Source organism: Bacillus sp. BS1807G30, assembly GCF_040047675.1.
Classification (GTDB): domain Bacteria; phylum Bacillota; class Bacilli; order Bacillales; family Bacillaceae; genus Bacillus; species Bacillus altitudinis.
The window spans coordinates 3,112,933-3,128,294 of record NZ_CP157353.1; the positions used below are offsets into that span (position 1 = coordinate 3,112,933).

General features: G+C 40.4%; 11 protein-coding genes. 3 read left to right on the top strand and 8 right to left on the bottom strand.

The window, feature by feature from the left end; genetic code table 11:
* Positions 1 to 9: 9 nt before the first annotated feature.
* From ABG082_RS16150 to ABG082_RS16170, 5 genes are all read right to left on the bottom strand, one after another.
* On the bottom strand, positions 10 to 3,864 hold the full coding sequence (locus ABG082_RS16150) for a metallophosphoesterase (RefSeq protein ID WP_348936264.1): 3,855 nt from the start codon (positions 3,862 to 3,864) through the stop codon (positions 10 to 12).
* 94 nt (positions 3,865 to 3,958) lie between these two features.
* A complete protein-coding gene (locus ABG082_RS16155; protein ID WP_007500042.1) occupies positions 3,959 to 4,345 on the bottom strand; it encodes a phage holin family protein in 387 nt (128 codons plus the stop codon).
* Positions 4,346 to 4,540 (bottom strand): PspC domain-containing protein, encoded by a 195-nt coding sequence (locus ABG082_RS16160; protein WP_008348183.1) that lies wholly within the window; start codon positions 4,538 to 4,540, stop codon positions 4,346 to 4,348.
* Positions 4,541 to 4,546: 6 nt separating this feature from the next.
* The gene (locus ABG082_RS16165) at positions 4,547 to 5,638 is read right to left on the bottom strand and encodes a DUF4097 domain-containing protein (RefSeq protein WP_007500040.1); all 1,092 of its coding nucleotides are present in this window, start codon (positions 5,636 to 5,638) and stop codon (positions 4,547 to 4,549) included.
* An 11-nt stretch (positions 5,639 to 5,649) separates the two neighbouring features.
* Positions 5,650 to 5,985, bottom strand: coding sequence for a membrane protein (locus tag ABG082_RS16170; protein ID WP_017357888.1), 336 nt, complete (start codon positions 5,983 to 5,985; stop codon positions 5,650 to 5,652).
* A gap of 197 nt (positions 5,986 to 6,182) precedes the next feature.
* On the opposite strand from ABG082_RS16170, the gene ABG082_RS16175 reads away from it, so the two are divergent.
* Positions 6,183 to 6,413 (top strand): hypothetical protein, encoded by a 231-nt coding sequence (locus tag ABG082_RS16175; RefSeq protein WP_008348188.1) that lies wholly within the window; start codon positions 6,183 to 6,185, stop codon positions 6,411 to 6,413.
* Positions 6,414 to 6,445: 32 nt separating this feature from the next.
* Here the strand turns inward: ABG082_RS16175 and uvrA are convergent, their stop codons facing one another.
* The 3 genes from uvrA to ABG082_RS16190 form a co-directional block, all read right to left on the bottom strand.
* Positions 6,446 to 9,322: an excinuclease ABC subunit UvrA gene (uvrA, locus tag ABG082_RS16180; protein ID WP_345911140.1), complete on the bottom strand. Its 2,877-nt coding sequence runs from the start codon at positions 9,320 to 9,322 to the stop codon at positions 6,446 to 6,448.
* 7 nt (positions 9,323 to 9,329) lie between these two features.
* Positions 9,330 to 11,315 (bottom strand): excinuclease ABC subunit UvrB, encoded by a 1,986-nt coding sequence (uvrB, locus tag ABG082_RS16185; RefSeq protein WP_017357886.1) that lies wholly within the window; start codon positions 11,313 to 11,315, stop codon positions 9,330 to 9,332.
* Between the two features lie 290 nt (positions 11,316 to 11,605).
* Positions 11,606 to 11,851 carry a CsbA family protein gene (locus ABG082_RS16190; RefSeq protein ID WP_008348197.1) on the bottom strand — a complete coding sequence of 82 codons (246 nt, stop codon included), beginning with the start codon at positions 11,849 to 11,851 and terminating at the stop codon, positions 11,606 to 11,608.
* A 285-nt stretch (positions 11,852 to 12,136) separates the two neighbouring features.
* Between ABG082_RS16190 and ABG082_RS16195 the strand changes: the two genes are divergently transcribed.
* Positions 12,137 to 14,662 carry a PEP/pyruvate-binding domain-containing protein gene (locus tag ABG082_RS16195; RefSeq protein WP_317328080.1) on the top strand — a complete coding sequence of 842 codons (2,526 nt, stop codon included), beginning with the start codon at positions 12,137 to 12,139 and terminating at the stop codon, positions 14,660 to 14,662.
* A gap of 90 nt (positions 14,663 to 14,752) precedes the next feature.
* Complete coding sequence (locus ABG082_RS16200; protein ID WP_008348201.1) at positions 14,753 to 15,325, top strand: TetR/AcrR family transcriptional regulator; 573 nt, start codon at positions 14,753 to 14,755, stop codon at positions 15,323 to 15,325.
* Positions 15,326 to 15,362 lie beyond the last annotated feature (37 nt).

The window sequence follows — 15,362 nt, forward strand, 5'->3', positions numbered from 1 at the left end:
ACAGTTTTTTTATTTCCTAAGAAATGTTGATTGATCAGCATTTTTTGTATGAATTTTCCATATAGGCGAAATCGCTTTCCCTTCGAAACGGTCTTTTGCGACAGTGTACCAATAATATTCTTGATTTGGCTTTAACCCTTTCCATTCAAAGCTTGCTTTTTTACCACTTTTCACACCTTTGACTTCTCCAAGAAGAACGTTTGTGTAGACATTCAATTCAAAATAATTGGTTTTAACGGATTTCATTTTAGGTGTTAAATCCACATCAATTGAAAATTCATCTTGATCTCCATACGTTTTTGGATCATAGAAATGTTCTTGATTCAAGTAGGGTGAATATGTGGTGAAATGAAGTTTATTTTTTTCTTGATCCGCAGTGATCAGCCGCATAAAACCTTGACCGCCTTCAGGACCTGACTGGTAATCTGCAAGGATTTGATATACTTTTCTGTCCACTTTTCCATCATGATCATCGTCAATCTCATCTACTTTTCGACTGGCTCCGTGGTAGTGGCCGCTAAATACTGCGACAATATTCGGGTGACGCTTTACCACTTGATGGAAGATCAAATCTCCAATTGGGCTTCGATTGCCGCTCACTAACAAATACTCATGGAAATTTAAAATGACAATTCGATCTGGATGTTCAGAAATGACTCGATTTAACCAGTCAATCTCATTTTGCTTGATCCCCCAGCCCATATACACCATCATATAATCATTGCCACCAGCAGAGATAAGATCATAATGACCTCGATTGTTTTGATAGGATTCACCGTAATACGGCTTGTCTTCAAAGCGTTTCGCTCCAAAATATCTCCCATATTCCCTATAATGGCCGTCTTTGTGCCTGACATCATGATTACCAGCTAATACACCGTAAGGAATATGATGCTTATCTAACACACGCATAAATGTATCGGCACGATTCCACTGCTTGTCCTTTGAATCATCCACAATATCACCTGTATGGAACACATATTGAATATTTAATGGGTCCCTTTGATCTCTGATCCACTCGACCATTTTTTTGAAGATGTGAGGATAACTTCTGGCATAATATTGAGTATCAGACATCCACACCATCTTATAAGGCTTTAACGTCTTACTGATCTCATCTTGTACAAGCAAATCAAACGTTTGATTTTTCATATACTGTCTGACTGACAGCAGCCCTTTCAGGTAAAATTCCTTTTCATCCTTGGCAAAGTGATGAGTGATTTTATCCCACTTTTCTTGCTGATGATTCCAAGCGTACATCGTTACCTTTCTCCCTGATAATGAGCTTCCTTTCCATACAGCTTCGACAACATCCTTTTCACGTACATCGTGATGAACCTTGATTTGAAAGCGATGATAAGGAAAATGCTGTAGATCTTTCGTTTCCACTGATTTACCATCAGCAAATGCAATGCGATTTCTTTCTCGATCAGAAAAAATCATTTCCCCTGTTTCATTTAAATGTTTTGGCGGCTCTGTTTCCGCTGCATATTTGAAAATCTTCATGGACGGATGCAGCGATGTATATTGATAGGCACGGTAAAAGGAGTAATCTAACTGATCATTAGTAGGATCATTGGTTAGCACTGTTTGCTTAGATGATTCCTTTTTTGTCCTATCTGACACTCTCTCTGGCGTTTCAGGGTGTTCATGTACCGTCTTAAAAACCTTTTTCAAAGTTGATTTGTTTCCAGCGGCATCTTTTGCTTTTATCTTCAATGTGTGCTCCCCAGGTTCTAATTCGCTAGAGGACGTCTGATAAGGCAAAGAGATGGGTTTTCCATCTAAATATGCCTTCATCTCCGCTATATCACTCCAACGATCCGTCACCTTTGCCTTTAACGTAAAGACGCCTTTAAATTGGTCATTTGCCTGTATATTACTCTTGATTTTCGGACCCGTGTTATCGACTTTCACACGTACAGATTGAGATTCGTCTGCAGTTTTAGCCTGAACAACATGTACTCCTTCTTTCAGCCTTCTTGTATCCCACTGAATATAGCTTGAAGCATATGCTTGCTTCGGGATTTGAAACTGAAATGCTCTTACCTTCTTAGCGCTGCCACCGTCGCCCATTTTCCATTCCTCATGCTGGCTCGCATTTAGAGGCAGAATTTGAGTTCCATTCGATAAAATCATCTGGACATTTTTCAATTCAAAATCATCGTGATTTTCTCCAGGAAATCGGTCAAACGGCGATGACTTCGTCCCAGCATGGAATGATATCGTTTGTGGACCTGCCTTTTCTAAGTGTTTTTCTGGTATTGGTATTGTATAGGTGCGATACACTTTTGTCGAATCATCAAAAATGGAAAGTAAGTGCTTACCTATAGATACACCATTCTTAAAATATAAATTTGTCCCTTTGACATCAAATGCAAGATATGGATCTGCTTCAAGTGCAGGGAATACTTGTCGAATCGGTTTTCCATCTATCATTAATTGTATGCTTTTTTTCTGATCTGCTGTTGCTTTTAAGTGAAATACGCCAGAAACCGTATCTCCTTCTTCTACATTCAATCGAAGGCCGTGAGCTTTGCTTACTTGTTCCACATCAATTGTTTTTTTCATTGTCATTGCTTGATTTTCGCCGTCTGACGCTTCAATCTGATATTCCAATCGTTCTTTACCGATGAGCTCAGGTGAATAAATAATATGGTGAAACAGCCGATCATTATGATCCTTTTGAAGCAGCACCTCTTTAAAATCTTCATGACGATTGGTTCGATATCGCAATTTGACCGTTTTGACGGACTGATCATCCTGCACATCTGCTCTCATTTCAATGCCTTCAGTTGGTTTTATCGGTTGATTGTCTGTCATATCTTCGATCACAGGTTTATGAACATCTTGTGATATTTCTTTTTTTTCAGTTGGAACTTGTGCTTTTAACACTTTTCCGGGTGTCGGCTCTTCCTCCACTTTCGAGATCAGCTTCATTTGTGTCGTACCATCCATTGGATACTTGAACAGTAACGATCTGTGCTCGTTAAACAATGAAGGCTTTAAACGATAGGATGCCGACGATACCTCTTCTCCTATATTTGTTGTGATAGAAACAAGGCGGGATTTAGAATTGGACAATCCTTTACTCTCAATGACCGATAGATGCTCGCCCTCTTTTAAATGGCTTTTGTACATCGCATTAAAATCCGCTACTGTTAAATGCTCCTGTCCTTTTTTTCTAAGCCAAAATACGTACGGTTTTCCAGGAGAAATGGTGATCGGACTTGTGTGGAATGAATATATATCATCCATCTCCACGCCTTGCGCTGGATTGCGATAGCGAAGCTGATAATGTCGAAGTGAAATGGGTGCATGTGTTGTGTTATACACCTCGATGAATTCAAAAGCATCCTTGCCTTTGCGGTTTTTTGAATTCACCACGATTTCTGACATCAATAGCTCAGGAATTTGTGAGAGATCCTCTTCAAATCCGTTTAAGTGAACAGCTTGTTCGGTTGTTTTGATGACAGACTTCTGCGTCAAGAATTCTGTATAGTAATGAACTGTTGGATTCCACAATTGATCTGTCGGGATTTTCGCTGTAAATTCTGGTTTCATCCCCGGCAATCGTTCCATTGGGATCAATCGATATCCCAGTTCATCACTCTGTTTATAGTACAAGTTTGCAGACAAAATTTGCTCTGACTGACTAATAGATGCCCGAAATTGAAGATCACGGTTTTTTCCTTGAACCGGACGGACATCTACTTGAAATTGATCAAAGATAAAAGGTGAAAAGGGCTTATTTCGTATGTTCACTTGTGTTTGTGTCAAAGATCCTGCTGAAGCAGGCTGACTGAAACAAAAAAGAATGCTCAAAAAAAGCAAAAGAATGATTTGTCTGCTCACATTCACCATCGTGCACCGCCTCCCTTCGGATATTGTGTCTCCTGAAGACGGTTTTTATGACAGATGGAACGGGGAAACGATATAAATTCTCACAAAAAAACCGTTAGCTTTTTTTCGCTAACGGTTCCACGATTCCTTTTTGTATGAGCAGATGGAAAATGGATAAAATGACAGCCATCCAAATGGCCGTTCCAAACCCATCAATGTTAAAACTATCTCCCATAAAGCTTGAGGTCATCATCAGTGTGATGGCATTAATGACAAAGAGGAACAATCCTAGTGAAAGTACTGTCACTGGCAGCGTTAAAATGATCAAAAACGGCTTCACTAAAATATTGAGCAAGGACAAAATAATACTTGCTACAATCGCTGCGCCAAAACCTTCAATATACACACTACCAAGGCCTGGCAGAATGCCTGAATCAAAATATCCAGCAATGACGATTAAAAGTAATGCATTGACGAAAATACTAACGATCCATCTAAGCATTTAGTTAGTGCCTTCTTCCGGAACAACAAAATACCAGATGAAGTAGATCAAGAATATCGGCATAAATGCTGTCATAAATCCGATGATCACCGTTAAAATACGAAGCAGGGATGCATCGACACTTAAGTATTCAGCAAGTCCACCAACAACACCCGCTATTTTTTTATCTGTCGCTGAACGATAAAGCTTCTTCATGTAGAATCACTCCTTGTCTGATTGGTGCTTTACTTGGATTGAGCCTGTTTTTGTTTCTGCAAAAATGGATATATTGTGCTCCGCCTGTTGATTGGCTTTGATCATTTTCTCTTTTTGCAGCGTTTCATTTTTCTCTTTAATCATATTTGCATCAAGCAGTTCATGAGAGATCGATCCGAGATTGCTTTTCAGCTCCGCAGTCACTGCACAAGCACGCGGAATCTGAACGTCCACACTGCCTGTTGTCGTTTTTGCATAGATCGAACGGCATTTCTCATCTGACAGCTGAACAGCAATGTTCCCATTGAAGCTCTGTGCATCAATTGATTCACTTTTCCCACGCAGGTCAATGAGCCCATTAATGGTTTCTACTTCAATCATACCACACTCGTGATCAGCCAGTTTGATTTGTCCATTTGCTGTTTCAATTCCGACTTTTTCTGCTTGTAAAGAGGCAAAAGAGACGACGCCATTTGTTGTTTTTGCAGCCAGTTCTTTTGTCTTTAGCTTTTCCCCGCGAATCGGTCCATTAAACAGTTTGACTTTGATCTTATCATATTGGATACGTGGTACATACAGGGTGACATTGACCTTCATGGTCTTCTTTTCAGTTCGGATAAAAAATTTGTCCCCTTCAAGCCCGCAATCCAGATGTTGAAGAAATTGCTGTCTGGCCTGCTCTCCATCCTCTGCACGGTAAATTTTCGCATGACACTCTGCCCGAACATCCCCATCATCCCAAGGCATCAAATTGAGACTGCCGTTTGCCAATTGTATATCTAAATGGGACAGTGCAGCGTCTTTGAATTGAAAAATGTGTTCAACGTCGACGGACTGTCCAAAGTTCAAATCAAGATCTACATCTTTGACCTTTTTCACCGCCGAATCTAACCATCCAAACAGCTTGGCACCGAGGTTTTCAGTACCAGTTCCTTTATTCTCTGTGCCAGCTTTTTCTTCATGAAAGGTATGATCAGCCGTTGATTTTTCTAGTGAAATGGACTGATTTTCTTCTAGTTTTTCAAGCAGCGTAATCGCTTCTTTTGCAGATAATGTCCCGTCTTCTACTAATTTTAAAATGCGTTCTTTTTCATTCATACAAAGCCCTCCTACGATTTAATGGATTGAAGCACTTTAATACCTTGAATAATATTCCAAATGACAGAGATCAAAAAGCCAATGGCGACTAAAAAGGACAAGATGAGTACGGTGAACACTGGGATGAGTGAGTCGCTTGCCTGTGTCGTCAATAAAAAGGGGATAGATCCAAAAACCAGCAGCACACACGCTGCGACTGGCAAAACATGTGACCACAATGCACGCAGCGAATGCCGTTTCGTTTCCTTTTGATCCACTACAAAATATGCCACGATCGGTACAATAAACGGCATGAAAAATACACTAAAATAACAAATAGATGCAATGATCGACTGATCTCTGTTCATATATATTCGCTCCTTCATGATGAAAATTCCTTTCTAACTCATACGTTTATGGCGTATAAAAAGTTTCAAACTCATTCGATTTACATATGACCTTAGACACAAATTATTTCTTTTTGCACCTAAGTGTAGATTCTTCATGGATTACCCTTTAAAATATGTTGAAAAGATGGTGATTATCATTATAGGGGGTAATTATTTTGACAGATCATCATAATGCTAACCACACGGCACAAACGCTTTTAGACCTTATACAGAAACAGAAAAGCATGAACAGCGATATGATCAAGGAGCTAGAGGCCATTCATCCGTCTCATCCGAAGTATGGTGATATCCGTTATTTAAAAGTACTGCTCGATAGTAGCAGCACTCATATTTTAAAGGATTTAACGCACCTCAGTAACTTAATGCCAAAGGAAGATGTGCAATAAAAGGAAAACCCCTCTTTCGGAGGGGTTTTTCTTTATGAGGATGTCACACTTTCTGTTTCTTTGACTAACTGTTTCATTCGCTCACGATCACGCTCTAAAATCGGTTTTAAGTATCGACCGGTGTAAGAAGCTGCTTCTTTAGCAATGTGTTCAGGTGTGCCTGAAGCAATAATCGTTCCTCCACCAGCACCACCTTCTGGTCCTAGATCAACAAGGTAATCGGCAGCCTTAATAATATCAAGGTTGTGCTCAATGACCAATACCGTATCCCCGTTTTCGACCAAGCGCTGGAGCACTTTTAACAACCTAGCAATATCATCCACATGAAGACCCGTTGTCGGTTCGTCTAAAATATACAAGGATCTTCCGTTTGAACGGCGGTGAAGCTCAGATGCCAATTTCACGCGCTGCGCCTCTCCACCAGACAATGTCGTGGCAGGCTGCCCAAGTGTAATGTATCCTAATCCAACATCAAAGATCGTTTGCAGCTTCCGCTTAATTTTCGGGATATTCTCGAAAAATTGAAGTGCGTCCTCTACCGTCATTTCAAGCACATCGGAAATATTTTTTCCTTTATACGTGACCTCTAGAGTCTCGCGGTTATAACGTTTCCCGTGACACACTTCACAAGGCACATATACATCAGGTAAAAAGTGCATTTCAATTTTAATAATGCCATCTCCACGACACGCTTCGCAGCGTCCACCTTTCACGTTAAAGCTGAATCGCCCTTTTTTATAGCCTCGTACCTTCGCTTCATTGGTTTGCGCAAAAACATCCCGCACGTCATCAAATACACCTGTATACGTAGCAGGATTGGATCTTGGTGTACGGCCAATTGGAGATTGATCAATATCAATGACTTTGTCTAAGTGATCCATTCCTTTGATTTCTTTGTGCTGTCCTGGCTTCGCTTTTGCTCTGTGCAGTTTTTGGGCAAGGGATTTCAATAAAATTTCATTCACAAGTGTACTTTTCCCTGATCCTGACACACCCGTCACAGCGGTAAAGACACCTAAAGGAAACTTCGCATTCACGTTTTTAAGATTGTTTTCTTTTGCCCCTTTAATTTCAATGAAGCGCCCGTCAGGCTTTCGTCTCTCAATCGGAAGCGGGATGAATTTCTCACCAGATAAATATTGTCCAGTCAACGATTTTGGGTCCTTCATGACTTCTTCTGGCGTTCCAGCTGAAATCACTTCTCCTCCATGAACCCCTGCTCCTGGTCCAATATCAATGAGATAATCAGCGGCAAGCATCGTATCTTCATCATGTTCTACGACAATCAGTGTGTTTCCGATATCACGCATGTTTTTCAATGTCCCAATCAACCGGTCATTATCCCGTTGATGCAGACCAATCGATGGTTCATCTAAAATATAAAGAACGCCTGTCAGTCTTGATCCGATTTGTGTCGCCAAACGAATCCGCTGCGCCTCCCCGCCTGATAATGTGCCAGCAGACCGGCTTAATGTCAGATAATCTAATCCGACATTATTTAAGAAGGATAAGCGCTCTTTGATTTCACGTAAAATGAGCTGGGCAATCTGCAAATCTTTCTCAGACAACTCAATTTTCTCATAGAAATCAAGGGCATCAGATACAGACAAATCGGTCATTTCTCCAATATGTTTGCCATTGATGAGAACCGCAAGCGTTTCTTTTTTCAGGCGATATCCTTTACAGGTCGGGCATGGCTGATTGGCCATATATTTTTCCATTTGCTCCCGAATATAATCGGAGCTCGTTTCCTTGTAACGCCGTTCAATGTTACGAAGCACACCTTCAAACTCGATTTCATTTTCACGGACCTGGCCAAAATCATTTTCATATTTAAAATAAATCAGCTCAGAGCCGCTACCATATAAAATTTTATCAAATAAATGCGGCGGGATATCTTTTACCGGAATATCCATGTCAATTCCATAGTGTGTACATACCGCCTCAAGAAGCTGCGGGTAATATTGTGAGCTTTGAGGCTCCCATGGGGCAATGGCATGCTGACGTAAAGTCAAATCCTTATTCGGAATCACAAGCTCTGGATCTACTTCTAGTTTAGAACCAAGCCCATCACAGCTTGGGCAGGCACCGAAAGGGCTATTAAACGAGAACATTCTTGGCTCAAGTTCCCCAATAGAGAATCCGCAGTGCGGACAAGCATGATGCTCACTAAATAACAGCTCCTCTTGTCCAATCACATCAATCATCACACGACCTTCACCAAGTCGGAGTGCCGTTTCAAGAGAATCAGACAACCGTGCCGCCACGCCTTCTTTCACGACAATTCGATCAATCACCACTTCAATGGAATGCTTTTTATTCTTTTCAAGCTCGATCTCTTCTGACAGGTCCTCCATCTCGCCATCAACTCTGACTCGAACGTAGCCCTGCTTCCGAATTTGATCAAGTACTTTCACGTGAGTTCCCTTACGTCCAGATACGACCGGAGCAAGCACTTGTAGTTTCGTTCGTTCTGGATACTCTAAAATGCGGTCTGTCATTTGCTCAATCGTCTGTGATGTAATTTCGATCCCATGAATAGGACAAATCGGTTTTCCGACTCGAGCATATAATAGACGCAAGTAATCATAAATTTCTGTAACAGTCCCAACGGTTGATCGAGGGTTCCTGCTTGTCGTTTTCTGGTCAATACTAATCGCTGGAGAAAGCCCTTCAATCGCATCTACATCTGGTTTGTCCATTTGACCGAGAAATTGACGTGCATAGGCTGACAGTGATTCAACATACCTACGCTGACCTTCTGCATAAATGGTATCGAAGGCAAGCGACGATTTTCCCGAACCAGATAAACCCGTAATGACCACTAGCTGATCGCGCGGGATATTGACATCAATATTTTTAAGGTTGTGGGCTCTTGCCCCTTTCACCTCTATTCGTTCCATAGCCATCAGGCATTCATCCTTCCGCTTTTAGCTCTAGCAATAGATCTCTTAATTCTGCTGCTTTTTCAAAATCAAGCGCTTTTGCTGCATCTTTCATTTCCATCTCGACGTTTTCGATCACTTTTTCTCGTTCTTTTTTGCTCATTTTTGACAACTTTGGTGCTGCTTTTGTTTCGTATTCTTCTGAATCCTCATGTACTTTTGTTGCCTTGATCACATCTCGAATCTTCTTATGGATCGTTTGCGGAGTGATACCAAATTTCTCATTATACGCTTCTTGCTGCTCACGTCTCCGCTTTGTTTCTTGTATGGCAATGTCCATTGATTTCGTCATATTGTCTGCATACATAATAACCCGGCCTTCTGCATTCCTTGCAGCACGGCCAATCGTCTGGATGAGAGATCTTTCTGAACGTAAAAAGCCTTCTTTATCCGCATCTAAAATCGTCACGAGCGACACCTCTGGAATATCCAAACCTTCTCGAAGAAGGTTGATCCCAACAAGCACATCATATTTTCCGAGACGTAAATCACGAATAATCTCAATCCGCTCTAGTGTCTTAATTTCTGAGTGCAGATAATTGACCTTGATTCCGATTTCTTTCAGATAATCTGTCAGATCCTCAGACATTTTCTTCGTTAAAGTCGTCACAAGCACACGCTCATTTTTCTCAACCCTTGCATGAATTTCCCCAATTAAGTCATCGATTTGTCCTTCAATCGGGCGGACTTCAATGATTGGATCAAGCAAACCGGTTGGACGAATAATTTGTTCCACAACCTCTGGCGTTTTCTCAAGCTCGTATGGGCCAGGTGTTGCGGATACATGCACAATATGGTTAATGTGCTTTTCAAACTCATCAAATGTGAGTGGTCTATTATCAAGTGCTGACGGCAGACGGAATCCATGATCAACAAGCACTTGTTTTCTTGCCTGGTCCCCATTGTACATGGCACGAATTTGCGGGATGGTCACGTGTGACTCATCGACAACAATCATAAAATCATCCGGGAAATAATCAAGCAATGTGTAAGGTGTAGAACCAGGCGGACGTAAGGTGAGATGTCTTGAGTAGTTCTCAATCCCTGAACAAAAGCCCATCTCTCTCATCATCTCAAGGTCATACCTTGTCCGCTGCTCAAGACGCTGTGCTTCAAGCAATTTTCCGTTTTCACGAAGCTTTTCCAACTGTTCCTCAAGCTCTTTTTCAATGTTAATAATCGCTTTTTCCATCTTTTCTTCTCTTGTGACGAAGTGAGATGCTGGGAAAATAGCAACGTGGTCACGATCACCGAGAATTTCTCCAGTGAGAGCATCTACTTCACGAATACGTTCAATTTCATCACCGAAAAACTCCACTCTGATACAATGCTCATCTCGTGAAGCAGGAAAAATTTCAACGACGTCTCCTCGAACTCTGAAGGTTCCGCGCTGAAAATCTATATCATTACGAGAATACTGAATATCCACCAGCTTACGAAGCAGCTGATTGCGTTCAATCTCCATTTCAGTACGCAAAGACAGCACAAGCTCTCTGTATTCTTCAGGAGAACCTAAGCCATAAATACAGGACACACTGGCAATGATGATGACATCTCTCCGCTCAAATAATGAGGATGTGGCGGAGTGCCTTAGCTTATCGATCTCATCATTAATGCTGGCATCCTTTTCAATAAATGTATCAGTTTGAGGCACATACGCCTCAGGCTGGTAATAATCATAATAACTCACAAAATATTCGACAGCATTATTCGGAAAGAATTCCTTAAACTCGCTGTATAATTGTCCGGCAAGTGTCTTGTTATGCGCAATGACAAGTGTTGGTTTGTTCACTTCTTTGATCAGGTTGGATACAGTAAATGTCTTTCCCGTACCTGTAGCACCTAACAGCGTTTGATGCTGTTTCCCCTGATGGATGCCCTCCACAAGCTTTTCAATGGCTTTTGGCTGATCCCCTTGGGGCTGATAGTTAGAAACTAATTCAAAGCGGTCACTCACATCAAAGCCTCCGTTTCGTTACGAAATCTATCTAATGAATATATTATCATAAAAGAACACAAAAATACGAACTAAAGTTCGTGTCTGGCTTGATTTTTATTTCCAATACAACCATACCCTCTCTGCCGTGGCTCATAACCCTCTAAAGAAACCTTCCTTTCAGTATGGAACATTTTGGAGTGAGATATTCGATCAGCAGAAAAACCACAAAAAAGAAAGCTGCACTCACTAGAATCGTAAGCACAGCTCCTGCAATCAAAAACATTTTCTTTTCATCAAGAGGGATCACATCAATGATGTTTTTCAGCCTTTTCTCTTTTTTCGACTTCTTTCTTGGCCATAAACAATGCCCCGGCCACTAAAGAAATAATATCTAATCCTACGATAAAGTAGGTTTCTGTATAGCCTTTCATATACGAAGCAAATAAAAGCGCTGCTGTTAATGCAATGCCAACGTAATGATTATAAGTAACCTTTGAAAATAAAATAACGAGCAAGAAAGGAAAAACAAGTGCAAATATGGCTTTTGTAATCACAAAAACCCTCCCTCTACATGGTCTACTCCCTTGATTATAGTAAAGATTGGCATAATGAACAATTCACAGTTTTCGATTTCAGCTTTTTTTCTTCTCGGGTGAAGACTTTTGATATAGATGAGGAGGAAAATTAGTGAAAACGTCCCCTTTCTAAAGATAGGTCTTTACGTCTTTGACAGTTACATCCAATAAATTCTATGATGAAAATGATAGTGCGCACTATCATTCAAAAAAACAAAAAGAGACAAATGAAACCATTGGCTATTTGGATAAGGGGGCATTCCCATGTATTCAGTATTATTTCATGCGGCTGAAGAATCCGCATCACTCGCAGGGGCAAAAGGCGTGAATTTAATTAAATTAAACAATCACGGACTGCCAGTTCCAGATGGATTTATTATTAAAACGAACAGCTTTGCAAGCTTTCTTTCATATCACAATTTCCATCCAACTGATCAAAACCTTGCCCGAAAAATCACAGAAGCTTCGTTTCCTTCACAAATGGAGACAGAATTACTTTCATCCTTTCAATCATTGTTGAAAACATATCCATCCGTTGCAGTGCGATCCTCTTCTGTTGCGGAAGATCTCGAAGGCGCCTCCTTTGCAGGTCAATACGAGACCTATTTAAATATCAAAACAAATGAAGAATTCTTGCAAGCCGTCAAAGAATGTTGGTCGTCTTACTTCGCAGCAAGAGTCACAGAATATAAGGAAGAGATGATTGAGAACGAGGAAGAGATGCCGCTCATGGCTGTTGTTGTACAAGGATTGATCCATTCTGACATCTCTGGTGTCATCTTTAGTGAGAATCCTGTATCAGGAAAAACAAACGAAGTCATGATGACTGCAAGCTATGGACTAGGAGAAGCCATCGTCTCCGGCCTTGTGACGCCAGATACATTTATTGTAAACAAAGAAACGTACTCTATTGAAAAATCACTAGGAACAAAAGAAGTGCAAATTGTTCCCTGTCAAGAGGGCGTCATTGAACAACCCGTAGGTGAGGAGATGGCTGGCCAATTTTGTCTTCGAGATGATCAATTGATCCAAATCACGAAAATGACAAAACAAGTAGAAGAACTTTATGGACATGGAGTAGATATCGAATTCGGCATGTCAAACGGTACTTTTTATTTACTTCAAGCAAGACCGATTACTGCTTCTTTTTCCAATACAGCAAATGGCTCCTCAGGTGCAGCCTTTCAAATGAAACCTGAAGAGCTACAAGACTTCTGGATCTCAATGGACGATCATATGCCTGGACCCACAAGTCCTCTTTTTTCAAGTTTGATCATACCTGCTTTAAAAAACGGGATGAAGAAAAACGGAGAGAAGTATCAAGTGCCAGACCTTAATATTAAAGATATCAAGCTTTATAGAGGACATCTGTATTCTTCACCGTCTATGCCAGAAGCGTCAGCTGAACCAGTTTTTGACGAGAGTCTATTCGAACTGTTTCCTCGTTTAAGCGAAAGAATGTATCGCATTTTAGAGCAAAACTTGTTCCCATTATACGAAAAGCTTGATCGGCAAATCACTCAATCGCTGACAATTGATGAAGCCATTAATGGCTTTCAAGAATTAAAGGAGATTTATCTAAGAGCGTATGACGACCATTTTGACATTGTCATACCTCAAGTCATTCTATCAGCGATCATTGAAGACATGCTTGTCTCATATACTGGCGATCAAACACAAGTCGTCCTGTTGCATGAAATGATGATAGGTGTGATGAACAAGTCTCTTGAAACAGATCAAAAGCTATTTCACTTGGCAAAAGACGTCCTTCAAGATTCGGAACTTCTTCAAGCATTTACAGATCATTCAGCGAATGCTGAACTATTATATGCACTCAATCATACAGAAAAAGGGAAAAACTTCATTTCCAAAGTAGAAGATTTTCTCCAAGTCTATGGTTGGCGGTCTGTTAAAAGCCATGATTTCACAGAGGAAACATGGGTGGAAAATCCTGAATTTGTCTTGGACATCATTAGAAACAACATTCGGTACCAATCTGATTTTGATGAAGAATTTGCACAAGCCGTGATCAAAAGGCAAGAAACGTATGAACAGTTTATCAGTCAAGTGACAGATGAAGCGTTTAAAACAAAATTTGAAGAACTTTATCATTTTGCACTCCATGCAGCCAATATTCGAGATGATCATCACTTTTACATTGATGCCATGTTAGATGCAAAAGCGAGACTCTATCTCTTAAAAATTGGTGAACTTCTTGTTCAAAAAGGAGCGATCCCTCATCAAGAAGACCTTTGGTATCTTTACGATGATGAAGTACTCAATGCGCTCACAACTTCGACCACATACGATTCGATCATTCAGCAAAGAAAAATTGAAATGAAGGAAAATGAATCCATCCAACCACCAGCTTATACAGGAACGCCTTCTGAAGCTGAATTACAGCAAGTAGAAAGAATGCTCGGTTCGCTAAGGGAAAATGAAAACAACACAGACGATGCAATCTATGGAATTGGTGCATCTAGCGGCATTACTTCTGGAAGAGTCAGAGTCATTACATCTGCTGATGAATTTTCACAATTTGAAAAAGATGACATTTTAGTTTGTAAAACAACGACACCTTTATGGACCAGCTTATTTAGAGACGCAAAAGCAGTCATCACCGATTCTGGCGGCATTTTGTCCCATTCCGCTATTATCGCTAGAGAATATATGATACCGGCTGTCCTAGGTACACGGATCGCAACTGAAAAACTAAAATCCGGTGACCTCGTGACAGTAGATGGAGCCAATGGGCGTATCCAGTTATTAAATCAGCATTCACGGGCATAGTCGTCACTGTTTGAATCATATTGGCGGTCACAGATTTTATCGGTATACTTACTTTGTTGCAAACACATTCATAACCTGAGGTGAGTATGCTTGTTAAAATCAACAAATCAACGGATCATTCGCGCAACAATGGAATTATTGTCTGAAAAGGGCTATCAAAAAACAACGACAAAAGAAATTGCGACAAAAGCGAATGTAAGTGAAGCGACAATTTTTCGTAACTTTAAAAACAAACGCGGCGTGATTGCTGCCATTATGAAAATGAAATCAACACCGACCAAAACCCTTGAAGCAGAATTTAAAGACGATTTATACACCGATTTAAAATTTCTCGGTAGCTATTTCCTTGAAGATTTGACTTCAAAAAAAGAATTTATCTATATCAGCATGAGAGAACCCGCTATGTTTAAAGATTTAACAGACCATGAAAAAATTTATCCTCAAGAATTGAGAGACATGCTGATTCATTATTTCAAAAAAATGAGTGCTCAGCATCGTGTATTAGAAGGAAAAGAAGACATCTATGCAGATATATTTATTAGTACGTATTTTGGCTTTTTCATTCAACAGCTAGAGCAAGACATTCAGCTTGTTTTAACACAAAAAGAAGACTTTATTGAGACATGCACACACATTTTCATGAGAGGAATTTCCCCCACTTAATTGGGTGAAATTCTTCTTTTTTACAAAGGTGGTAAAC

What these genes read in the sequence shown, in the direction of transcription:
- ABG082_RS16155 (WP_007500042.1), bottom strand. Translation starts at nt 4,345, where the DNA reads ATGCTTAGATGGATCGTTAGTATTTTCGTCAATGCATTACTTTTAATC.
- ABG082_RS16160 (WP_008348183.1), bottom strand. Translation starts at nt 4,540, where the DNA reads ATGAAGAAGCTTTATCGTTCAGCGACAGATAAAAAAATAGCGGGTGTT.
- ABG082_RS16195 (WP_317328080.1), top strand. Translation starts at nt 12,137, where the DNA reads ATGTATTCAGTATTATTTCATGCGGCTGAAGAATCCGCATCACTCGCA.
- ABG082_RS16170 (WP_017357888.1), bottom strand. Translation starts at nt 5,985, where the DNA reads ATGAACAGAGATCAGTCGATCATTGCATCTATTTGTTATTTTAGTGTA.
- ABG082_RS16165 (WP_007500040.1), bottom strand. Translation starts at nt 5,638, where the DNA reads ATGAATGAAAAAGAACGCATTTTAAAATTAGTAGAAGACGGGACATTA.
- uvrA (WP_345911140.1), bottom strand. Translation starts at nt 9,322, where the DNA reads ATGGCTATGGAACGAATAGAGGTGAAAGGGGCAAGAGCCCACAACCTT.
- ABG082_RS16150 (WP_348936264.1), bottom strand. Translation starts at nt 3,864, where the DNA reads ATGGTGAATGTGAGCAGACAAATCATTCTTTTGCTTTTTTTGAGCATT.